The organism is Rickettsia endosymbiont of Ceutorhynchus obstrictus, assembly GCF_964026565.1.
In the GTDB taxonomy this organism is placed as follows: Bacteria; Pseudomonadota; Alphaproteobacteria; order Rickettsiales; family Rickettsiaceae; genus Rickettsia.
The window spans coordinates 1,217,925-1,238,264 of sequence record NZ_OZ032162.1 but is presented as its reverse complement, the minus strand read 5'-3'; the positions used below and the strand labels follow the sequence as shown (position 1 = coordinate 1,238,264).

Here is a 20,340-nt window from a genome sequence, read left to right as displayed (position 1 = left end):
ATTTCAAGTTTTATTTGCGCTATTTATAAGATTATTTATTACGTAGTTTATAATATTTTTAAAATGACTCTTAAATTATGACCCTGGAATCAAAAGCTTCTGATATCACTCAAAATTTTGTAATTGCTCTTGACGGTCCGGCTGCTTCCGGTAAAGGTACGATCGGTCAAATGTTAGCGCGCAAATTTTCTCTTACATATTTTCAATCAAGTATTGTTTATAGAAATCTTGCTTTTAATTGTATTAATCAAAAAATAGATATTAATGATATTAAGGCAATTATTTCTTTATCGGAATCTTTAGAAATCACGGAAAATATTGATTTAGAGGATGAATATATAGGAAATATTGCTTCTAAAGTTGCAGCAATAAGTGAGGTTAGAAATAACTTAAATAAATATTTGATAAATTTGATAAAATCTACTGCGCGGATCATTATGGAGGGGAGGGATATCGGTACCGTTATAGCCCCTGATGCCGATTTAAAAATTTTTATCACTGCGAATGCCGAGCTTCGGGCTCAAAGGCGATATAATCAGTTGCAAAAAAAGGGAAAAGCTTGTATGCTTACGGAAACTTTACAACAGATAAAGCTACGAGATAAAAGAGATAAAGAGCGAGAATCAGGACCGTTACTGCCGGCAATAGACGCTTTAGTAATTGATACTTCCGACCTTATGCCTGAAGAAATCGTAGAAAAAATAACACAATTTATTTTGCAGGGGTAGTGTTAGAAAGAGATAAAAAAATAAGGCTTATCATTGCAAGGAAGCAATGACGTTGTTGCATGGATGGTTAAAATCGCTTAAAACTTGTCATACCGTGGCTTGACCACGGTATCCAGAAAAAATTAAAAAGCCTGACTGGATGCCGTGGTCAAGCCACGGCATGACATCGAGGTACTTTTAAAGAATACCCAAAATATAGCAATTTTCGAGCCATGTGACAAAGCCTTTGGTCGCTCGCAATGACGTTTGAGGTATTCACGCACCTCTTCGCAATGACGAATATATCTTTACTCTATAAACTAACGCCTATAATTTATTTTAAGCATGAGTAAAATAACTTGAAGTTTTAAAATTAATTATTTAAAACTCCAAAGTGCTAAGTTGTTTATACTTAATTTTATTAACCTATAAAAAAACATTATATTAGTTTAGCACTGACTAATATTAATCGAGAAAAATATGCCGAAATTTAAGAAAAGATTTGTCCCGCAGCTTGCAGAAATTAATAGCCAATTTGACGGTGATTTTGCCCAGATGCTTGAAAGCGTAAATACAAGCCATATTAAAGAAGGTACTGTAGTTAAAGGGCAGGTAGTAGGGATTGATGAAGGAGTTATTATTGTTGATGTCGGATTAAAAAATGAAGGAAGAGTTCCAAAAACGGAATTTGCTCTATCTATTAATCAGGTGATGCCGCAAATCGGTGATGTGGTCGATGTTTATATTGAAAAAATTGAAGGTCGTAACGGCAGAACTATATTAAGCCGTGAAAAAGCCGTTAGAGAAGAGTTATGGGGACAATTGGAAGTTGCTTGCGCTAAAGGTGAATTTGTCGACGGTATAATTTTCGGTCGTGTTAAAGGTGGATTTACCGTAGATTTATCAGGGGTAATTGCATTCTTGCCGGGTAGTCAAGTAGATGTTAGACCCGTTAAAGATATTTCTTTATTAATGGATATTAAACAGCCGTTCCAGATTTTAAAAATGGACAAAAAGCTTGGTAATATTGTGGTTTCAAGAAGAGCTATTTTGGAAGAATCAAGATCGGAAGCTAGAGATGAAATGTTGTCTAAAATTAAAGAAGGTATGGTACTTGAGGGAGTTGTAAAAAATATAACCGATTACGGAGCATTTATTGATTTAGGAAGTGTTGACGGTTTATTACATTTAACCGATATTTCTTGGAGTAGAGTTAACCATCCTTCAGAAGTTCTAACGCTTGGTCAAAAAGTTAAAGTGATGGTTATTAAATTTAACGAAGAGACAAAAAGAATATCGCTAGGTATGAAGCAACTTGACCATAATCCATGGCATAATATTAAAGAAGAATTTCCTGTCGGTAAAAAAATGATCGGTAAAGTAACAAATATTGCTGATTACGGGGTATTTATTGAGCTAAAAGACGGCGTGGAAGGGTTAGTTCACTCAAGTGAAATTAGTTGGCTAAAATCTAATCAATATCCTAGAAAAATGCTTACCATCGGGCAGGAAGTAGAATTTGTAGTTTTAGAAGTCGATACGGAAAAACATAGAGTTTCTTTAAGTATTAAACAATGTCGGGATAATCCTTTAATAAAATTTGCAGAAGCAAATCCGGTAGGAAGCGTACTTACGGCACCGGTTAGAAATGTTACGGATTTCGGTATATTTGTAGCTCTCGGCGATAATCTCGACGGTATGATCCATGAAGGGGATATAAGCTGGGAAGGTAACGGTACGGAGTTATTAAAATCATTCAAAAAGAATGATGTAATAGAATGCAAAGTTTTAGCCGTCGATATTGAAAAAGAACGCATTAGCCTTGGTATAAAACAACTTAGTGAAAATCTTGCTCAAGAGCCTTCCGAAGGATATAAAAAGAACACCGTCGTTAAAGCCGTTATAACGGCAATTAAAGATGACGGTTTAGAAGTAATGATAGATAATAAGGCTCACGGCTTTATTAAAAAATCAGAGTTATCGGAAGAAAAAGGAGAGCAAAAACCTGAAATGTTTTCTTTAGAAGATACAATAGAGGCAAAAATTATCTCTGTTGATAAATCAAATAAAATTTTATTATCGATAAAAGCGCTGAAAATAGCAGAGCGCGAGAAAGCAATTAAAGAACACGGCTCTAGTGATAATACTATGAATATCGGTGATATAATTGCCGGTGCTTTGGATAAGGAGTAAGTGTTGGTGTCATTCCCGTGAAAACGGAGCGTTGTTGCGTGGATGTCCTAACCGTCATTGCGAGGAGGGACGTAGTCCCGACGTGGCAATCTAGTTCTTGTCATACCGTGGCTTGACCACGGCATCCAGAAAAAAATAAAATAAAGACTGGATACCGTGGTCAAGCCACGGTATGACACCGAGTGCTTTTGAAAAATAACAAAAACATTATCAGGAGAAAATTAAATGTCATCATACGTACCGATAGTGATTGAGCAAACCTCAAGAGGTGAGAGAGCTTACGATATATATTCAAGACTACTCAAAGAACGCATAATTTTTGTGTGCGGTACCGTCGAGGATTATATGGCAAATGTTGTAGTAGCACAATTGCTCTTTCTTGAGGCGGAAAATCCGGAAAAAGATATCTACATGTATATAAATTCGCCGGGCGGCGTGGTTACGGCCGGTCTTGCTATTTACGATACCATGCAATATATAAAACCAAAAATCGCCACACTCTGTATAGGGCAAGCTTGTTCTATGGGATCACTATTATTATGTGCCGGCGAGAAAGGAATGCGTTCTTCATTGCCGCATAGCCGCATAATGATCCACCAGCCTTCAGGAGGTTATCAAGGGCAGGCTACCGATATAGAAATTCATGCACAGGAAACTTTAAAAGTTAAAAGACTACTTAACGGCTTATATAGTAAACACACCGGTCATGATATAAAACACATTGAAAAAAATATGGAACGCGATAATTTCATGTCACCTGAAGAAGGAAAAAAATTCGGTTTGGTCGATAAAATAATTTCCACAAGGGATATTAAGTTAGTAAAAAGTTAATATAAAGAGGACCCGGCAAGGGCGTTGTTGCATGGCTCTAAAAAAGTGCCGTATGTCATTCTAGCTAAAAGTGGGAATCCAGACTTTTCATTGTCATGCTGAACTTGTTTCAGCATCTCTTGAAAAATATCCTGAAATAAATTCAGGATGACTTATTAGTATTTTCCGGATTCCCGCTTGCGCGGGAATGACATAGAAAATTCGAGCCATGCAACAACGCCGCGACCGCAAGGAGCGAGGCAATCTAGAAAATAATAAATTTCATAACATTTTTTGCTATTTTTTCCTGGATTGCCACGTCGGCATAAATGCCTCCTCGCAATGACGATTCCGGTAGCCATGCAACAACGCCGTTTATTTTCCTGAATTTAGCTGTATTTTAACCAAATATGCTTTTTTATCTGCCTCTATAAAATAATTTTTAAAATCAGTGCTTTCGTATAATCCATCCCGTGGTATAGTCCAGTCATCTTCATCAGAGGTAAAACCACAACTACGGGATAAATCATAAACGTAAAACCGTGCCATATTCTGCACGGTTGGGTAATCGGCAAGAGTTGCTGAGGTTAAGGATATCCCTTGTATAGATTTATTATTCATAACTCTTTTCTTAAATATAATTTAGCCATTTCTCCGGAATTATGATAGCCGAGCTTCTCATAAAATGCATGCGTGCCGTCTTTGGCTCTGCGATAACCTGAAGTAAGATCAATAATTACAGGATTGTATTTTCCTGCTAGCTCTTCTAAATAATTCATAAGTTTTTTACCGATTTGCTGCCCCCGATAATTTGGCTCAACTATTAATGCTTCTATATGAAAACGCACTTTATCGGATACAAAAAGCATCGACTTAGACCAAGCAATAAGCCCCGCTATTTTGTTATCTAAATTTGCTATAGCAATGCCATAGCCTTCATTGTTTATGAAATTTTTAAACAGGAATAATAAAAAGTTTTGGAAGAGAAATAACGCGGGTATGTGCTGCCTTCAATCCAACAAATAGCACATAGATAAAGATTCCCCAAACTCAAAAAGGAGTGCCGATTATTGCTTGAAATATAAATTTTAAATTATCCATAATTTTTTACCGTTAAATAATCGGGAATTAAATTTGCTATTTTCAAATGGATATTCATAATATATTTTAATGATAATGAATATACTTACAAAAAATATAATTAGTTTATATAAAGAGCAAGGAAAAATTTGGCTTAAAGACTTGCCGCAAATTATAGCAGCAATAGCAAAAAAATGGCATTTATCTGAACTTAAACCCGTAGATAATTTATCGTTTAACTATGTTTTGTCAGGTTTTCAAAATGATAAGCCTATTATTTTAAAACTCGGATTTGATAAGGAAAGCCTTATGCAAGAAGCAGAGGCTCTTAAAATTTTTGAAGGCTACGGAGCCGTAAGGCTTTTAGAGCAGCAACATAATGCTTTACTTCTTGAACGCGCTATTTCCGGTATTTCTTTGAAAGCCTATTCTTTAAAGGAAAATAATGAAAAAATTATTATAGCTTGCGAAACGGTAAAAAAGTTGCATCAAGCACCGCTGCCAAAAACTACTCACTTTCCCTGCATTCAGGATCAGCACATCAAATTTCGCGAGTCTCGCTTGTACTCACGTAGTTAATCTACGCGTAGCTTAGCTCGCTCTAAAATTTAACGTCTATACCTTAATAATCTTTGCTATACCTATAGTAGTAAAATTTATTTTAATTTCAACTGATTTATTTATTTTAGTTTCAACCTATTTGTTTTTGTTATGATTTAATAATACTTACTTTTCTTGAAAATTAAAAGAGACTAAAGTTATTAAAAGTAAAAAAATTCAACTAAATTGAGTTTTAAAATCTATTGTTAAAGTTAAAACTCTTACTTGATTTAAATCTAAGGATGAATTATAATTAATTTTATGATTAATTATATTTATAGGTTATAATGAAGGTAGCAAAAATTTCACAATGTTCTGTTGAAAAGATTTGTGAATTACCTCTATACGAAACAAAAGTCCAAGCAGGTTTTCCTTCGCCGGCGGATGGGTATATGAGTAATAGCCTTGATTTAAACAGTCATTTAATTAAACATCCGAAAGCAACTTTTTTTGTTCAGGTGACCGGTGATTCTATGCTGGATGCCGGTATTAAAGAAAATGATTTGTTAATAGTCGATAAATCAATAAAGCCGACTAATAATAAAATAGTCATTGCCGTTATTAATAATGAATTTACCGTTAAACGCTTGAAGATAATAAATAATGAAGCATATTTAGTGCCGGAAAATAAGGATTTTTTACCTACTAAAATAGAAGAAAATACTTATATCTGGGGCGTAGTAACGAGTGTGATCCAGCAATTTTAACGAGATATCTAAAAAAGAATTTTATTTTTGTGGATTTCAAATCGTGTATAACTTCAAAAAAAAGCAACAGCGTGAGTCAGTTGCTTTTTTTTCCGATATGAAGGGCAGAATTTTAAACGCTATATATCAAAATATTATTAAGCTATAGCTTCTTCAAAACTTCTATAAAATAATGAATTGTGCGGAATATAGGCGCGGATAGGGTGGGATTCGAACCCACGGTACGCGTGAACGTACGCCAGTTTTCAAGACTAGTGCCTTAAACCGCTCGGCCACCTATCCAAGGAAATTCATAGCAAATAACTTCCACTAATTCAAGTAAAATCGAAAAAACTTTATCAAAAAGAAATTTTTTGCATAATTTATGTCGTTTGTCGTTTCTGAAGCTTCTTATGTCATGCTAGTTTAAGCGGGAAGGCAACGCCCGCGTGGATTCGTATTTTCGTATTAAGGTTATTACAAGTAGGGTGTCATATCGTGGCTTGACCCACTACTGTACGAACGTTTAAATAAAGAGGTAAAAATTCTGTCATTCCGTGGCTACGACCACGGAATCCAGCTTATAATATCATAAAAAGATTCTAAAATAAGTCTAATATGGCTTTATTTTCCTGGATGCCGTGATCAAGTCACGGCATGACACAGCCTTTTTTCAACATTCGTACAATAGTGGGCTTGACCGGCGTTGTTGCATGGATGGTTAAAAACGCCCTCGGTGTCATTCTAGCTAAAGGCGGGAATCCAGATTTTTCTTTGTCATGCTGAACTTGTTTCGGCATCTATTGAAAAAGATCCTGAAATAAATTCAGGATGACTTAAAAAGTGTTTTTTCTGGATTCCCGCTTTTAGCTAGAATGACATCCTTTTTATGGCAATCTCCGATCCACGCGGGCATTGCCTCCTCGCAATGACGATTCTAGTAGTCATGTAACAACGCCGCTATGAGGGAAATCTATGAAATGTTAGAGATCATGCTGAACAAGTTTACTGTATCGTGTGTTTAAAATATCATTACTTTATTCATATAATAAGGATAGGAGGATACTTTAATATTATTGAAAAGCTTTCTCAAAGACTTCACACTGTTTAAACAAGTTAAATAAATAACTTAAAATTGAAACTTAATAAAATATGAATTATAGTATTAAGAAAGTTACTTATTTTTAATTAAAAATTATTTATGAAAAAATATCTTAAAAAGTGTTTTCGGCACATTAGCTTCATAATATTAAATATATTGATTTTTACGGAAAATGCTACAGCAGCTACTACTAATACCACTTTTCAGGTTACTGCTACTATCCTTGACGCTTGCAGTGTTTCAGCAAATCCTCTTAACTTCGGTAGTTATGTATATACGGCCAATTCAGACCAAATAACAACTATTAACGTAACTTGTACTAACGGTACGACATATAAAATCGGCTTAGATGCCGGTCTTGCTCCGGGTGCTACCACCTCAACTCGCAAAATGAGAGGAACACCTACAACTAATATCCTTAACTACTTTCTTTATTCTGATTTTGGTAGGACTACTAACTGGGGTAATATAGTAGGTACTGATACTGTAGCGGGCACCGGAAACGGTACAACTCAAGGGGTAATAGTATATGGTAGGATTCCTTCAGGTCAGAATACTGCTTTTGTAGATTCTACTTATACCGATACGATAACCGTAACCTTAACGTTTCCATAGAGCTTAGCTTATGAAGAAGTATTTAATTCATTATTTTATTCTTATCGGTCTAATAATATTTAGCGGTGTAGCTCTCTCTTCTCCTGCAACAACTAATTTTTTAGTTACCGCTAATATTACGGATAACTGCAGTGTTTCAGCAAATCCTCTTAACTTCGGTAGTTATTTATATACGGCTAATTCAGACCAAATAACAACTATTAACGTAACTTGTACTAACGGTACGACATATAAAATCGGCTTAGATGCCGGTCTTGCTCCGGGTGCTACCACCTCAACTCGCAAAATGAGAGGAACACCTACAACTAATATCCTTAACTACTTTCTTTATTCTGATTTTGGTAGAAATAATAACTGGGGAGATATAATAGGCACTGATACGGTAGCAGGTACAGGAAACGGTAACACTCAAGGGATAATAGTATATGGTAGGATTCCTTTGGGTCAGAATACTGCCGTTGTTGATTCTACTTATACGGATACAATAACCGTAACGGTAACATTTCCATAATTTTAGAATAGAGATTACATTATGAAAAAACAATTTTATTCCTTATTAACTTTAATATTAATCTGCTTAACTTCCTCTGTTGTTCAAGCAGTTTTTACTATTGCCCCGGTAAAGCTGACTATAAATAAAGATAATAGGATAGCTAATCTTAACTTAAGGAATGATAATGATGTACCGAAGAGTTTTCAGTTAATAATTTATAAAGTAGAATATAAAAACGGTAAAGAAGTTTTAAAGGAAACAGAAGATTTGATAGCAACACCTGTAATGTTTAGAATTGGAGCCGGAAGAACTCAATTAGTACGTATTGCTTTAATTAATAAGATGAGCTATAGCAGGGACCAAGATGCTTATCGAATTGCGGTAAAGGAGCTACCGCATAGGCAGGCAGGTATACAATCTCAGGTTCAATTTGTAGTAGAGTTTAGAGTACCGGTAACTATAGGGTAGTATACTAGTTATGTCATTCTCGTAAAAACGGGGCTTTGTTGCATGGCTCGATAAACGTTGTTGGTGTCATTCCCGCGCAGGCGGGAATCCAGGCTTTTCTTTGTCATGCTGAACTTGTTTCAGCATCTATTGCAAAAGATCCTGAAATAAATTCAGGATGACTTAAAAAGTATTTTTCTGGATTCCCGCATGCGCGGGAATGACACCCTTTTTGCAACAACTTTCGATCCACGCAATAATGCCTCATGGGAATGAAAAAGAGATTGTGGGAATGAAAATAAATCAACAATTTCTTAGGATGGTTTTTCTTAGTAAGGTGTTATTAATTGCAAGCATTACCTTACTAATAGCTACTAGCTTTGCCGACGATAATATAGAAAATAGTATAGGATATAATATAGAAAGTGGAGCATTAATAGTAACGTTAAGAGTTAATTATATTGACTCTGAGAATTTTTCTATAGTAGTAAGAAATAACGCAAATCATATGTTAGTTCCTTTAGATGATCTGAAGGCCTTTAATATTAAAGATGAATATTTAGCCGGTGCTAGCATAGATTTAAACGAGATACATTATATTAATTTAAATTTACTTCAGGGAACAAATTATCGTTTGGATGAAGAAACTCTCGCTTTAGAAATCAAATTTCCTCCAAATCAAATGAAACTTCAACAGTTTAATGCTATAGAGGTGCCGGAGCAAGAAATTGCCGGTAAGCCGATAAACGGAGCATTTCTAAATTATGATTTAACATTAACCGATACCTCCGACGCTAAATATTTAGCCGGCTTTCAAGAGTTAAATTATTTTTGTGAATATGGAACATTGAGTAATATTTTTGTTATGCGAAGTGCGCCTATTAATTCCAGTTTTAAACCACAAAAGAATTTTAAACGGGATTACAATATTTTCACTCGGCTTGAAACAAATTGGACATTTGATAATGTCGAGAATGTCGCTAGATGGAGAATCGGCGATAGTCTAACAAAGGCAGCGGATTGGTCTAATAGCAGCAGGTTCATCGGTCTGCAATATGCTACTAACTTTTCGATAAGACCGAATTTAATTACTCATCCTTTATTGGAATTTGCCGGTAAATCAGAGTTGCCTAGTACTCTTGACGTTTATGCAAATTCTAGTTCTATTTTTCACGGCGAATCTAAAGTAGGAGATTTTAATGTATTTAATCTGCCTGTTATCACCGGTAGAGGAGATTTAGTAGTTAAAACTCAAGATATTACCGGTAAGATTCAAACAGTTACTATTCCTTATTATGTAGCCCCTGTCTTATTGACGAAAGGATTATCAAATTTTTCTTTCGCCTCCGGTATTCAAAGACAAAATTTTGCAGTAGAAAGCAACGAATATCAATATTTTATTACGAATGCCGATTATATGTACGGGGTCTCCGATTATTGGACTACCGGTATGCATTTTGAATCCCTAAAGAGTTTTGGCACTATCGGTACTACTAATAATGTTCAAATCGGTAATTATGGGGTAATTACCGCTTCTCTGGCATCTAATATCCATAACATTAATAATGCTCAAAGAGTCCTGATAGGTTATAGTTATGAGTCTTCAAGCTGGGACTTTAATGCTAATATAAGTAAAAACGGTAATAATTATTATGATATTTATAATTATCCGCTGCTTACTTCTTCCGAGATAAGTTATCAAATGTCAGCAGGTTATAACGGTGAAACATTAGGTAGTATTTCCGTTAATTTTTTATCTTTTGCTTCAGATACTAGTGAAAGGAAAAGTAAGCGTTTGCAGATTATATCAACTAGTTATCAACGAGATATTACCCAAAACACTTTTTTTAATATTACTGCCGGAACGGATTTAAATAGAAAACACCAACATACTTTTGCTTATATGACTTTTGGCATGAATCTTGGCGGCTCAAAAAGCGCTAGTGTAAGTAATTCTTATCAAAATAAATATAATACTAAACAAATTAATTTTTCTGCTCCTATAAGTACACCGCTTGGCTTTGGATATACTGCAAATTTAATGCAAGGTAAGACTACCGATTATAATCTACAATTTAATAGAAACGGTCAAATCGGTGATGCTGCCTTATATTTGTATAAATATAATAAAAATTTAACTTCACAATTGGAAGTTAAGGGAAGTATTGTTACTTTAGACAAAGATTTTTACTTTACTAGACCGATTAATGATAGCCTAGCTCTGGTTAAAGTAGGAAAACTAAAAGATGTTGCTATTTATAATAATAACCTAATAACCGGTTATACTAATAAGGATGGAAAAGTGCTTATACCTAACGTCTTGCCTTACATATCATCGGAGATAAGGTTAGATGACGAAACTCTTCCTTTAGATACCGAATTTAATTCTCTAGCTTTAAAAGTAGCTCCAAAATGGAAAAGTGCAGTTGTAGTAGATTTTGGTGTTACTATAGTCAATAGCGTAGAAATGGTTTTAGTAGACGGAAATAAACAAGTTGTACCTTTCGATAAAATTGTTACGATTGAAGGTATAGAAGAGGAATTATTTGTCGGATATAACGGTAAGTTATATATACATAATATTAAAGATTTAAAGTCATTAAAAGGTAAGGCCTGTCAGGATGATGATTGTTGCCGCTTTGAGGCATCAATTAATAATGATTTTACTGCCTCAGATTCAATATTAGATTTAGGAGAGGTGGTATGCGAATAGTAAAATTAATAATTTTTATTTGTATTAATTTAAGCTTAATTTCTAATAGCTTTGCAGTTTGTACCGCAACTATTCCAACAGTTGCCTTCGGTAATTTTGCTCCTTTTGCCAATACTCCTACACCGATTACTATTAATATGTCCGTAACATGCACAGGTCTGGTTGGGTTACTTCTTAATTATAGTGTGGGTTTTAGTACCGGCTCATCAGGGACTTTTACCCCTCGTCAAATGAAAAGTGGAATAAAGACGCTTAATTATAATTTATATAAGGATAATCCTAGAACGCAAATTCTTAATCTCACTAATATTGTGGTTACCGGTAGTTTCACCCTTATTATCGGTTCGGGAACTAATAACCACACAATATACGCAACGCTCCCGGCGCAGCCTCTTGCCCAAGCCGGTTCTTACACTGATACTATTACTGCTACCGTAACATACTGACTATGTTTTTACATTGTAGTTGTTAAAAAATCTACTTTCCCTAGGTTATGCGGGAGCGCTTAGTGTCAAGAAAAAAATCTGTTATAATTTTAAATATTTATATTGAATAAAATGTTATTCTCGTGTCTACTAAGGATATATTATGATACCCAAAATCGGTACGAAAATGTACCTAATTAATGAGTTATGTGGATAGGTAAAACTCTTGAGATGTCATTACCGCGGGGCAATGCCTGCGTGGATACTAGAATCGTCATTGCGAGGAGGCACATCGTGCCGACGCGGCAATCTAGGAAAAAATTAGTACAAAATGCATTGTTGCATGGCTCTAAAAAAGTGCCGTATGTCATTCTAGTTAAAGGCGGGAATCCAGGCTTCTTGTGTCATCCTGAATTTATTTCAGGATATATTAAAAGAGATGCTGAAACAAGTTCAGCATGACTATAATTTTTCTGGATTCCCGCCTTTATAGTTATAATGATATCTTCAGGTAATACTGGCGTTGTTGCAGGAAATATTTTGGCTGTTTTAAGTTTTTATAACATCATTTTAGCTATCCACGCTAAATATTAATTCTTACTCTATTACTAAATTTATCAATATATTAAGTACATATAATGAACGCACCTGCAAAAGCTAAATTTCAAATAAATATTGACCTTAATAACGATAATTTGCTTACCTCTTTCGGTAAAGCCGTTTTAAGAGATCGTTACCTTTTAAAGAATGAAAATTTTCAAGAATTATTTGCTAGAGTTTCAAGTTATTATGCGGCAAATAAAGAGCATGCACAGCGATTATATGGCTATATGAGTAAAATGTGGTTCATGCCGGCAACGCCGATTTTAAGTAACGGCGGAACGGATAGAGGTTTACCCATTTCGTGTTTCTTAAATGAAACTAATGATAGTTTAGACGATATAGTAGAATTATGGACGGAAAATGTTTGGCTCGCATCACGCGGCGGCGGAATCGGTAGTTATTGGGGAAATGTTCGTTCTATCAATGAAGTAATCAGCGGTAAAGGTAATTCTTCGGGAATCATACCGTTTATTAAAGTGATGGACTCCATGACTCTTGCCATTTCACAAGGCTCTATTAGACGTGGTTCATCTGCCGTATATTTACCGATTAACCATCCGGAAATTGAGGAGTTCATCGATATAAGACGTCCGACCGGCGGCGATATTAATCGTAAAGCTCTAAATATTCATCACGGTATAGCCGTAACCGATGAATTTATGAAAGCCGTTGAGCATGATAAGGATTTTGAGCTTATTAGTCCGGCAACTAAAAAAGTCGTCAGTAAAGTTAGAGCTAGAGATTTGTGGGTTAAGTTACTAACTACCAGAATAGAGACCGGTGAGCCGTATCTGTTATTTATTGATAGTGTTAATAGAGCTATACCGGAGCATCACAAAAAACTAGGGCTGCAAGTTAAAATGTCGAATCTTTGTAGTGAAATTACCTTGCCGACTGGAATCGATCATTTGGGCAAAGCCAGAACCGCCGTTTGCTGTCTGTCTTCATTAAATTTGGAATATTTTGAAGAGTGGCAACATGATAAAGAATTTATTCCGGCTATTATGCTTTTCCTCGATAATGTGCTAGAAGATTTTATCAATAAAGCACCTGATACTATGGCAAGAGCCAAATACTCAGCCACGCGTGAGCGTAGCGTCGGCCTTGGTGTAATGGGATTCCATTCATTCCTACAATTAAAGAATGTACCGATTGAGTCGGTAATGGCGAAAGTTTGGAATAAAAAAATATTTGAGCATATAGGGAGCGAAGCCGATAAAGCTTCAATAGCTTTGGGAGAGGATAGGGGAGCTTGCCCTGATGCGGAAGAAGTGGGAAGTAAGGAGCGTTTTAGTAATAAAACGGCGATTGCGCCGACTGCTTCAATTTCGGTTATTGCCGGCAATGCCTCACCGGGAATTGAGCCGTTTGCCGCTAATAGTTTTATTCAGAAAACTTTAACCGGTTCTTTTAACGTACGTAATAAACATTTAGAAAAGCTTTTAATGGAGAAAGGTTTTAATAATGAGCAAGTTTGGTCTTCGATTGCCACGCATGAAGGATCGGTGCAGCATTTAACATTCTTATCGAACGAAGAAAAAGAAGTGTTTAAAACTGCTTATGAGATAGATCAAAATTGGCTGATAGAGTTAGCTGCCGACAGAACGCCGCACATTTCACAAGCTCAGTCCTTAAATATTTTTCTGCCCGGTAACGTCAGTAAAAATTATTTAAATAATATCCATTTTAAAGCCTGGAAAAAGGGTGTAAAAAGTTTGTATTATTGCCGCTCGACTTCAATCCAACGAGCAGATAAAGTTTCCCATAACGTGCTTAAAGTTGATTTTAAAGATATCGAGAAAGACAATGAGAAAATTGACGATGCCGGTAAAATTGCAGAGGCAAATAAATATGACGAATGTTTAGTTTGTCAGTAAAATATAGATTTTACCGATGTCAATGTTGCGTGAACGGTTAAAATTGTTTAAAACTGTCAAGGCGGTGTTGTTGCGTGGGTCGAAATCGTTACAAAAAACACCGTCATTGCGAGGAGATGCGTAGCATCGACGTGGCAATCTAGGAAAAAAATGACAAAAAGTGCTATGAAATTTATTATTTTTCTGGATTGCCACGCTCCTTTCAGTCGCTCGCAATGACGTTTGGGGCATCCATGCAACAATACTCCTCGCAATGACGAGGTAAAATCGAGCCATGCAATAACGCCGGCTTGACCACGGTATAACACCGAAAAGTTAAAAGAATAAATAAAAGGAAATATATGTCACTACTTGATGCAAGCCCGATTTATAAACCGTTTTCCTACCCGTGGGCATATGAAGCTTGGCATACCCAGCAAAAAATTCATTGGTTGCCTGAGGAAGTACCGCTGGCCGATGACGTTAAGGATTGGAAATATAATCTCACACCCGGTGAGAAACATTTATTAACACAAATATTTCGCTTTTTTACGCAAGCCGATATTGAAGTAAATAATTGTTATATGAAACATTACTCAAGAGTATTCCAGCCGACGGAAATATTAATGATGTTATCGGCTTTTTCTAACATGGAAACAATTCATATAGCGGCTTATTCTCACTTACTTGATACGGTGGGGATGCCGGAAGTCGAATATTCAGCTTTCCTTAAATATAAGGAAATGAAAGATAAATATGATTATATGCAGCGTTTCGGTGTTGGAACAAAAGAAGATATCGCCGCTACTTTAGCCGTCTTTGGAGCTTTTACCGAAGGGCTACAATTATTCGCATCTTTCGCAATTATGCTAAATTTCCCGCGTTTTAATAAAATGAAAGGCATGGGGCAAATTATTGCCTGGTCGGTAAGAGATGAAACGTTACATACTAATTCGATTATTATGTTGTTTAAAACTTTTGTTAGAGAAAATCCGGAAGTTTGGACTGAAGAGCTTCGTAGCCGTCTTTATGAAGCATGCGCTACCATCGTGCATTTTGAAGATGCTTTTATTGAGCTGGCTTTTGAAGTAGGTGGAATTGAAGGATTAACTGCCAGGGAAGTAAGGCAATATATTCGTTATATTGCCGATCGTAGGTTAATGCAGCTGGGTCTTAAAGAAATTTATTTAGTTGATCATAATCCTTTGCCTTGGCTTGATGAAATGCTAAACGGCGTTGAACATACCAACTTTTTTGAAAACAGACCGACGGAATATACCAAAGCGGCAACTACCGGCTCTTGGGAAGAGGTCTTTGCCGAAATGGATGATAAGTAATACTCCTCTGTTTTTGGTATTGTTGCATGGATACCGGAATGTCATTGCGAGGAGGCATTGGCTTTGTTGCATGGCTCGATCTTACCCCGTCATTGCGAGGAGGGACGTAGTCTCGACGCGGCAATCCAGGAAAAAATTAGTACAAAATGCTATGTAAATTATTATTTTCTGGATTACCGCGTTCCCTTTGTTCGCGGCTTTGTTGCATGGCTCAAATTTTTGATGTCATTCCCGCGCGGTATTGTTGCGTGGATGGTTAAAATCGCTTAAAACTTGTCATACCGTGGCTTGACCCACTACTGTACGAACGTTTAAATAAAGAGGTAAAAATTCTGTCATTCCGTGGCTACGACCACGGAATCCAGCTTATAATATCATAAAAAGATTCTAAAATAAGTCTAATATGGCTTTATTTTCCTGGATGCCGTGATCAAGTCACGGCATGACACAGCCTTTTTTCAACGTTCGTACAGTAGTGGGTCAAGCCACGGTATGACATCGTACTTATAATAACCATAATACGGTAAATTATGAGCCATGCAACAACGCCCCGCCTTTAGCTAGAATGACACCAAAAATTCGATCCATGCAACAAAGCTTTTGGTCGCTTGCAATGACGGGTTTTATGGATTCACGCACTCGCCCCTCGTTTTACATTTCAATTTTCCAAATCATTTGAGTATTAATAACTAAATACCGGTACTAAATATTATCCTTCAACCAAATGAAAAGTTTTTTGAGAAAGCCGATATTTTCGTTTAATTCAATATGAAAAGATTCCTGTTGTTGTTTTAAGGCATGAATTTTTAGCATACCGATAATTGTGGAATAAATAGCCGGATTATAATCTTCGGCAAAGCCGTCAATAATATCCGGTTTGCCGATTCTAGCTTGTCTCTCAAAAATTCTACCGGCAAGTTCCTTTACTCCTCTAAGCATTGACCCGCCGCCGGTGATAATAGTCCGAGAAACAACCATTTGCCCTTTTGTTGCTTTATCATATTCTGTTTTTACCATGGTTAATATTTCTTCTACCCTTGGACCGATTATTTCGGTAAGCTTATAAATAGTGATTGGCGTATTAAGATTATAAGGACTATCAATTTGTAAATCTTCTAAATTGATAATAGAATCTTTGTCAAATGAAGATAATATTGCATTACCGTAGAGAATTTTTAATTTTTCTGCCGTAATAAGATCCACTCCAAAAACTTTGGCGATGTCGGAACTAATATGAAAGCTCCCTAGATACACGTGACCCGTATATATTAATTTACCGGCAAAAAAAATACCGAAGGAAGTGGTTTTATCTCCCATATCTATAATAAGAGAGCCGAGTTTTTTCTCATCTTCTGAAAGACAAGCAATTCCTGAGGCATAAATAGCGAGTATGATGTTAGTAATTTCAACGTGACATTTAGCAAAACAATTAACGATATTTGAAAGCATATTGCTATTTGCGGCTATAACATGCAGTTCGCAAGCTAATTCTTTACCGTACATGCCTATAGGGTTTTCAACCGCATTATTATCAAGGGTGAATTCTATAGGAAAATAATGAATAATTTCTTGATCTTTAATTTTAAATTCTAATAATGCTTTTTGTAGTAATTTTTTAACGTCTTGGTCTGAAACAATTATATTTGTAAGTTTTATTTTATAATTCACGTAATATGATTTAGTGGCAGCTCCCGATAAAGAGACAATTACTTTTTTGATATTTTTACCGCAATCTTTTTCCAAAGCGTAAATTGCCCCAATAAGGCTGCTCTCTGCACTTTTTAAATCTAATATAATACCTGACTTAATGCCTCTAGAATGATGTAAATTTTGGCTAACTATCTTAGTTTCGCCTTTTTTACCGATATAAGCAGCAATACAGGAAATTTTACTACTGCCGAAATCCAACGCCACAAAATTCGATATTTTATCTTTCATGTCTTATAATTAATTATTTTATATCTTCCTAAACATCTAAATTTACTACGTTTAAAGCATTCGCTTGAATAAATTGGCGTCTCGGTTCAACTATATCCCCCATTAACGTTGAAAAAATTTCTTCGGCACTGTCAATTTCCGTTACTCTTACCTGTAATAAAGTTCTGGTAGTCGGGTCAAGTGTAGTTTCCCATAATTGTTCGGAATTCATTTCGCCAAGACCTTTAAAACGTTGGACGGTTATACCTTTCTTACCGTATTCCGTAATAATATTTAACAGTTGATAAGGAGTTAATATATTAAATTCTTGGTTTTTAGTTAAAAACTTTAACTGCTTTTTGAAGATATTAGAGAAAGCAAGAGCCATTTTAGATATTTGCCCAAATTCAAAAGACTCTAATTGTTCCCGCAGTAATATTTTACTTTCCTTCAAGCCTCGACTAAAACGGAAAAATTCTACACTATTTTCATGAAGTAATACTTCCCAAACAGTTTTATCAAGTGAGATTTGCGTAGCATTTAAGATATCCAAGGCTTTTTGAAGATCAGCTTCCCTTTCCTTATTAAATATTTCGTTATTTAGCAAATTATTAATGGCTAAACTTTCGGCAATCGGGCGATTAAATTTTTTACTAGCCTGATCAAGTAAACCGTTAAATTTAATCACCTTGGTAATAAATTCTTCTAAATCTAGACCGGTTAGTTGCTCTTGGTCGGATAAGATCAGTGAGGCATCATTAATGGTTGATTTTATTAGATAATCTTGGAGTGCTTGTTCGTTTTTTAAATAAAGTTCTTGGCTGCCTTTTTTTACTTTATAAAGCGGTGGCTGCGCTATATATAAATATCCTTTATTAATAAGTTCCGGCATATGACGATAAAAAAATGTCAGCAACAAGGTTCTAATATGGGAACCGTCGACATCCGCATCGGTCATAATAACAATTTTATGATATCTAAGTTTTTCAAGCGAAAAATCCTGTACGCCGATATTAGTGCCAAGAGCAGTAATTAAAGTACCGATTTGGTCGGAATTAAGCATCTTATCGAATCTTGCCCGCTCAACATTGAGAATTTTACCGCGCAAAGGCAAAATAGCCTGAGTTTTGCTATCTCTTCCTTGTTTTGCCGTACCGCCGGCAGAATCTCCTTCTACTAAAAATAACTCAGAAAGTGCCGGGTCTTTTTCATGACAATCGGCAAGCTTACCGGGTAAATTAGATATCTCTAAAGCGGATTTCCGTCTAGTTAATTCCCTAGCTTTTCTAGCGGCTTCCCTTGCTGTTGCCGCTTCCATGATTTTATTGATAATTAATTTGGCTTCGCTAGGATGCTCTTCAAACCATTCAAGAATTTTAGTATGTACGGCATTTTCGACTACCGGACGCACCTCGGAACTTACTAGCTTATCTTTGGTTTGCGAAGAAAATTTAGGATCGGGTACTTTAACGGACAAAACGCAAGATAAACCTTCTCGAGCATCCTCACCTATAAACTCACTTTTCATTTTTTTATCAAGTCCGGTGCTTTTAAGATAAGCGCTAATAACACGGGTCAAACCCGATTTAAAAGCACTAAGGTGAGTACCGCCGTCGCGTTGTCTGATATTATTAGTAAAGCATAAAATATTTTCATGATAAGAATCATTCCAATGCATCGCAAACTCAAGGCTAATACCGGATTCAGGGTTATTAGTATTTATCGATATACATTGATGCACGGCATGCTTAGCACGGTCTATATATTTAACATATTCTTCTACTCCGCCCGTATAATAAAATTCTACGGCCTTTAATTCTTCAAATCTATTATCGGTTAATAAAATCTTTACTCCGGAATTTAAAAAAGCCAGCTCCCGCAAACGATGTTCAATAGTTGCAAAGTCAAATTCTATTTTACTAAAAGTTTCAACTGACGGGAAAAAAGTAATTTCCGTACCTTTTCTCTCAATAGCTTCACCAAGGCAAGCAAGCGGCGCTTCTGCCGCTCCGTTATTAAACTTAATGAAATATTCTTTATTAGCACGCCATATACGAAGCTCCAACCATTCGGATAGCGCATTTACTACCGATACGCCGACGCCGTGCAATCCTCCGGAAACTTTATAGGAGTTTTGATCGAACTTACCGCCGGCATGTAATTGCGTCATGATTACTTCAGCTGCCGAAATTCCTTCTTCTTCATGGATGTCGATAGGTATCCCGCGACCGTTATCACGCACGGTTACCGAACCGTTTTTGTTTAAAGTTACCTGAACTAAATCACAATGTCCCGCTAGAGACTCATCAATAGCGTTGTCGACTACTTCATAAATCATATGATGAAGACCGGAACCGTCATCGGTATCGCCGATATACATTCCGGGTCTTTTCTTTACCGCTTCAAGACCCTTTAAAACTTTAATAGAATCGGCACTATATGATTCCTCGATAATCAATTCTTCTATAATATTTTGTTCATTATTTGACATATATCTCACATACTGATAAAACGAATCTTACAAGTATACTCAAACTTGTAGGAAGAGTAAAGTTTTCTAATAAAGTTATTGAAAGGAAAGGAATCGTCATTGTGAGGAGTAGTTGCTGCGTGGATGGTTAAAGCATGCTCGATGTCATTCCTAGCTAAAGGCGGCGTTGTTGCATGGCTCAATATTTTTGCAAAGCAATTCGGTGTCATGCCACGGTATGACACCATACTTGTAATAACCATAATACGCAATCGGGAAGGCATAA

The 20,340-nt window shown here is 35.9% G+C and carries 23 protein-coding genes, 1 tRNA gene and 1 pseudogene; 15 read left to right on the top strand and 10 right to left on the bottom strand.

Annotated features, from left to right (window positions below; translation table 11 throughout):
- Positions 1 to 74: 74 nt before the first annotated feature.
- Positions 75 to 728 carry a (d)CMP kinase gene (gene cmk, locus AAGD64_RS07050; RefSeq protein WP_341794178.1) on the top strand — a complete coding sequence of 218 codons (654 nt, stop codon included), beginning with the start codon at positions 75 to 77 and terminating at the stop codon, positions 726 to 728.
- A 122-nt stretch (positions 729 to 850) separates the two neighbouring features.
- Here cmk and AAGD64_RS07045 read toward each other — a convergent pair whose 3' ends face one another.
- The gene (locus AAGD64_RS07045) at positions 851 to 991 is read right to left on the bottom strand and encodes a hypothetical protein (protein WP_341792882.1); all 141 of its coding nucleotides are present in this window, start codon (positions 989 to 991) and stop codon (positions 851 to 853) included.
- A gap of 196 nt (positions 992 to 1,187) precedes the next feature.
- Here AAGD64_RS07045 and AAGD64_RS07040 point away from each other — a divergent pair, with 196 nt between their 5' ends.
- Positions 1,188 to 2,900 (top strand): 30S ribosomal protein S1, encoded by a 1,713-nt coding sequence (locus tag AAGD64_RS07040; RefSeq protein WP_341792881.1) that lies wholly within the window; start codon positions 1,188 to 1,190, stop codon positions 2,898 to 2,900.
- Between the two features lie 47 nt (positions 2,901 to 2,947).
- On the opposite strand, the gene AAGD64_RS07035 is transcribed toward AAGD64_RS07040, so the two are convergent.
- Complete coding sequence (locus tag AAGD64_RS07035; protein WP_341792880.1) at positions 2,948 to 3,079, bottom strand: hypothetical protein; 132 nt, start codon at positions 3,077 to 3,079, stop codon at positions 2,948 to 2,950.
- 46 nt (positions 3,080 to 3,125) lie between these two features.
- Here AAGD64_RS07035 and clpP point away from each other — a divergent pair, with 46 nt between their 5' ends.
- On the top strand, positions 3,126 to 3,731 hold the full coding sequence (gene clpP, locus AAGD64_RS07030) for an ATP-dependent Clp endopeptidase proteolytic subunit ClpP (protein ID WP_253307434.1): 606 nt from the start codon (positions 3,126 to 3,128) through the stop codon (positions 3,729 to 3,731).
- Between the two features lie 354 nt (positions 3,732 to 4,085).
- Here the strand turns inward: clpP and AAGD64_RS07025 are convergent, their stop codons facing one another.
- Together AAGD64_RS07025 and AAGD64_RS07020 are read right to left on the bottom strand one after the other, a co-directional pair.
- Positions 4,086 to 4,331: a hypothetical protein gene (locus tag AAGD64_RS07025; RefSeq protein WP_341792879.1), complete on the bottom strand. Its 246-nt coding sequence runs from the start codon at positions 4,329 to 4,331 to the stop codon at positions 4,086 to 4,088.
- A pseudogene (locus tag AAGD64_RS07020) lies at positions 4,328 to 4,669 on the bottom strand (GNAT family N-acetyltransferase); the annotation flags it as partial. The gene AAGD64_RS07025 and the pseudogene AAGD64_RS07020, both read right to left, overlap by 4 nt.
- 217 nt (positions 4,670 to 4,886) lie before the next feature.
- Here AAGD64_RS07020 and AAGD64_RS07015 point away from each other — a divergent pair.
- Together AAGD64_RS07015 and AAGD64_RS07010 are read left to right on the top strand one after the other, a co-directional pair.
- The gene (locus AAGD64_RS07015; RefSeq protein ID WP_341792878.1) at positions 4,887 to 5,369 is read left to right on the top strand and encodes an aminoglycoside phosphotransferase family protein; all 483 of its coding nucleotides are present in this window, start codon (positions 4,887 to 4,889) and stop codon (positions 5,367 to 5,369) included.
- 308 nt (positions 5,370 to 5,677) lie between these two features.
- On the top strand, positions 5,678 to 6,097 hold the full coding sequence (locus tag AAGD64_RS07010) for a LexA family protein (RefSeq protein ID WP_253307437.1): 420 nt from the start codon (positions 5,678 to 5,680) through the stop codon (positions 6,095 to 6,097).
- Positions 6,098 to 6,292: 195 nt separating this feature from the next.
- Here the strand turns inward: AAGD64_RS07010 and AAGD64_RS07005 are convergent.
- Positions 6,293 to 6,379 (bottom strand) — tRNA-Ser (locus AAGD64_RS07005).
- Positions 6,380 to 6,733: 354 nt separating this feature from the next.
- Here AAGD64_RS07005 and AAGD64_RS07000 point away from each other — a divergent pair.
- From AAGD64_RS07000 to AAGD64_RS06985, 4 genes are all read left to right on the top strand, one after another.
- Positions 6,734 to 6,862, top strand: a complete 129-nt coding sequence (locus AAGD64_RS07000; protein WP_341792877.1) for a hypothetical protein — start codon at positions 6,734 to 6,736, stop codon at positions 6,860 to 6,862.
- A 415-nt stretch (positions 6,863 to 7,277) separates the two neighbouring features.
- Complete coding sequence (locus AAGD64_RS06995) at positions 7,278 to 7,793, top strand: spore coat U domain-containing protein (protein WP_253307438.1); 516 nt, start codon at positions 7,278 to 7,280, stop codon at positions 7,791 to 7,793.
- A gap of 10 nt (positions 7,794 to 7,803) precedes the next feature.
- Positions 7,804 to 8,304 (top strand): spore coat U domain-containing protein, encoded by a 501-nt coding sequence (locus AAGD64_RS06990; RefSeq protein WP_341792876.1) that lies wholly within the window; start codon positions 7,804 to 7,806, stop codon positions 8,302 to 8,304.
- Positions 8,305 to 8,325: 21 nt separating this feature from the next.
- On the top strand, positions 8,326 to 8,754 hold the full coding sequence (locus AAGD64_RS06985) for a molecular chaperone (protein WP_253307440.1): 429 nt from the start codon (positions 8,326 to 8,328) through the stop codon (positions 8,752 to 8,754).
- Between the two features lie 103 nt (positions 8,755 to 8,857).
- On the opposite strand, the gene AAGD64_RS06980 is transcribed toward AAGD64_RS06985, so the two are convergent.
- Positions 8,858 to 8,986 (bottom strand): hypothetical protein, encoded by a 129-nt coding sequence (locus AAGD64_RS06980; protein WP_341792875.1) that lies wholly within the window; start codon positions 8,984 to 8,986, stop codon positions 8,858 to 8,860.
- A 39-nt stretch (positions 8,987 to 9,025) separates the two neighbouring features.
- Between AAGD64_RS06980 and AAGD64_RS06975 the strand changes: the two genes are divergently transcribed.
- The 4 genes from AAGD64_RS06975 to AAGD64_RS06960 all read left to right on the top strand — a co-directional run bounded on the left by AAGD64_RS06975 (position 9,026) and on the right by AAGD64_RS06960 (position 14,351).
- The gene (locus AAGD64_RS06975; RefSeq protein WP_341792874.1) at positions 9,026 to 11,446 is read left to right on the top strand and encodes a fimbria/pilus outer membrane usher protein; all 2,421 of its coding nucleotides are present in this window, start codon (positions 9,026 to 9,028) and stop codon (positions 11,444 to 11,446) included.
- On the top strand, positions 11,437 to 11,892 hold the full coding sequence (locus tag AAGD64_RS06970; RefSeq protein WP_253307443.1) for a spore coat U domain-containing protein: 456 nt from the start codon (positions 11,437 to 11,439) through the stop codon (positions 11,890 to 11,892). Before AAGD64_RS06975 ends, AAGD64_RS06970 begins: the two co-directional genes overlap by 10 nt.
- A 210-nt stretch (positions 11,893 to 12,102) precedes the next feature.
- Entirely contained in the window at positions 12,103 to 12,333 is a 231-nt protein-coding gene (locus tag AAGD64_RS06965) for a hypothetical protein (RefSeq protein WP_341792873.1), read from the top strand.
- A 176-nt stretch (positions 12,334 to 12,509) separates the two neighbouring features.
- On the top strand, positions 12,510 to 14,351 hold the full coding sequence (locus AAGD64_RS06960; protein ID WP_341792872.1) for a ribonucleoside-diphosphate reductase subunit alpha: 1,842 nt from the start codon (positions 12,510 to 12,512) through the stop codon (positions 14,349 to 14,351).
- On the opposite strand, the gene AAGD64_RS06955 is transcribed toward AAGD64_RS06960, so the two are convergent.
- On the bottom strand, positions 14,337 to 14,627 hold the full coding sequence (locus AAGD64_RS06955; RefSeq protein ID WP_341792871.1) for a hypothetical protein: 291 nt from the start codon (positions 14,625 to 14,627) through the stop codon (positions 14,337 to 14,339). The two genes, AAGD64_RS06960 and AAGD64_RS06955, sit on opposite strands and share 15 nt — an antisense overlap.
- A gap of 65 nt (positions 14,628 to 14,692) precedes the next feature.
- Between AAGD64_RS06955 and AAGD64_RS06950 the strand changes: the two genes are divergently transcribed.
- Both AAGD64_RS06950 and AAGD64_RS06945 read left to right on the top strand, forming a co-directional pair.
- A complete protein-coding gene (locus AAGD64_RS06950) occupies positions 14,693 to 15,667 on the top strand; it encodes a ribonucleotide-diphosphate reductase subunit beta (RefSeq protein ID WP_253307446.1) in 975 nt (324 codons plus the stop codon).
- Between the two features lie 66 nt (positions 15,668 to 15,733).
- Positions 15,734 to 15,937, top strand: coding sequence for a hypothetical protein (locus tag AAGD64_RS06945; RefSeq protein WP_341792870.1), 204 nt, complete (start codon positions 15,734 to 15,736; stop codon positions 15,935 to 15,937).
- 432 nt (positions 15,938 to 16,369) lie between these two features.
- Here AAGD64_RS06945 and ftsA read toward each other — a convergent pair whose 3' ends face one another.
- Genes ftsA through AAGD64_RS06930 form a run of 3 tightly spaced genes read right to left on the bottom strand, consistent with a single transcriptional unit; the run spans position 16,370 to position 20,317 of the window.
- A complete protein-coding gene (ftsA, locus tag AAGD64_RS06940; RefSeq protein ID WP_341792869.1) occupies positions 16,370 to 17,605 on the bottom strand; it encodes a cell division protein FtsA in 1,236 nt (411 codons plus the stop codon).
- A gap of 28 nt (positions 17,606 to 17,633) precedes the next feature.
- Positions 17,634 to 20,075, bottom strand: a complete 2,442-nt coding sequence (gyrB, locus tag AAGD64_RS06935; RefSeq protein WP_253307448.1) for a DNA topoisomerase (ATP-hydrolyzing) subunit B — start codon at positions 20,073 to 20,075, stop codon at positions 17,634 to 17,636.
- A gap of 5 nt (positions 20,076 to 20,080) precedes the next feature.
- Positions 20,081 to 20,317, bottom strand: coding sequence for a hypothetical protein (locus tag AAGD64_RS06930; protein WP_341792868.1), 237 nt, complete (start codon positions 20,315 to 20,317; stop codon positions 20,081 to 20,083).
- Positions 20,318 to 20,340 lie beyond the last annotated feature (23 nt).

Coding starts and splice junctions, on each gene's coding strand:
- AAGD64_RS07040 (WP_341792881.1), top strand. CDS start 1,188: ATGCCGAAATTTAAGAAAAGATTTGTCCCGCAGCTTGCAGAAATTAAT.
- AAGD64_RS07000 (WP_341792877.1), top strand. CDS start 6,734: ATGACACAGCCTTTTTTCAACATTCGTACAATAGTGGGCTTGACCGGC.
- AAGD64_RS06995 (WP_253307438.1), top strand. CDS start 7,278: ATGAAAAAATATCTTAAAAAGTGTTTTCGGCACATTAGCTTCATAATA.
- AAGD64_RS06970 (WP_253307443.1), top strand. CDS start 11,437: ATGCGAATAGTAAAATTAATAATTTTTATTTGTATTAATTTAAGCTTA.
- AAGD64_RS06960 (WP_341792872.1), top strand. CDS start 12,510: ATGAACGCACCTGCAAAAGCTAAATTTCAAATAAATATTGACCTTAAT.
- AAGD64_RS06965 (WP_341792873.1), top strand. CDS start 12,103: ATGTCATTACCGCGGGGCAATGCCTGCGTGGATACTAGAATCGTCATT.
- gyrB (WP_253307448.1), bottom strand. CDS start 20,075: ATGTCAAATAATGAACAAAATATTATAGAAGAATTGATTATCGAGGAA.
- AAGD64_RS07010 (WP_253307437.1), top strand. CDS start 5,678: ATGAAGGTAGCAAAAATTTCACAATGTTCTGTTGAAAAGATTTGTGAA.
- AAGD64_RS06975 (WP_341792874.1), top strand. CDS start 9,026: ATGAAAATAAATCAACAATTTCTTAGGATGGTTTTTCTTAGTAAGGTG.
- clpP (WP_253307434.1), top strand. CDS start 3,126: ATGTCATCATACGTACCGATAGTGATTGAGCAAACCTCAAGAGGTGAG.
- AAGD64_RS06990 (WP_341792876.1), top strand. CDS start 7,804: ATGAAGAAGTATTTAATTCATTATTTTATTCTTATCGGTCTAATAATA.
- AAGD64_RS06930 (WP_341792868.1), bottom strand. CDS start 20,317: ATGGTTATTACAAGTATGGTGTCATACCGTGGCATGACACCGAATTGC.
- ftsA (WP_341792869.1), bottom strand. CDS start 17,605: ATGAAAGATAAAATATCGAATTTTGTGGCGTTGGATTTCGGCAGTAGT.
- AAGD64_RS06985 (WP_253307440.1), top strand. CDS start 8,326: ATGAAAAAACAATTTTATTCCTTATTAACTTTAATATTAATCTGCTTA.
- AAGD64_RS06950 (WP_253307446.1), top strand. CDS start 14,693: ATGTCACTACTTGATGCAAGCCCGATTTATAAACCGTTTTCCTACCCG.
- AAGD64_RS07015 (WP_341792878.1), top strand. CDS start 4,887: ATGAATATACTTACAAAAAATATAATTAGTTTATATAAAGAGCAAGGA.
- AAGD64_RS06955 (WP_341792871.1), bottom strand. CDS start 14,627: ATGGCTCGATTTTACCTCGTCATTGCGAGGAGTATTGTTGCATGGATG.
- AAGD64_RS07025 (WP_341792879.1), bottom strand. CDS start 4,331: ATGAATAATAAATCTATACAAGGGATATCCTTAACCTCAGCAACTCTT.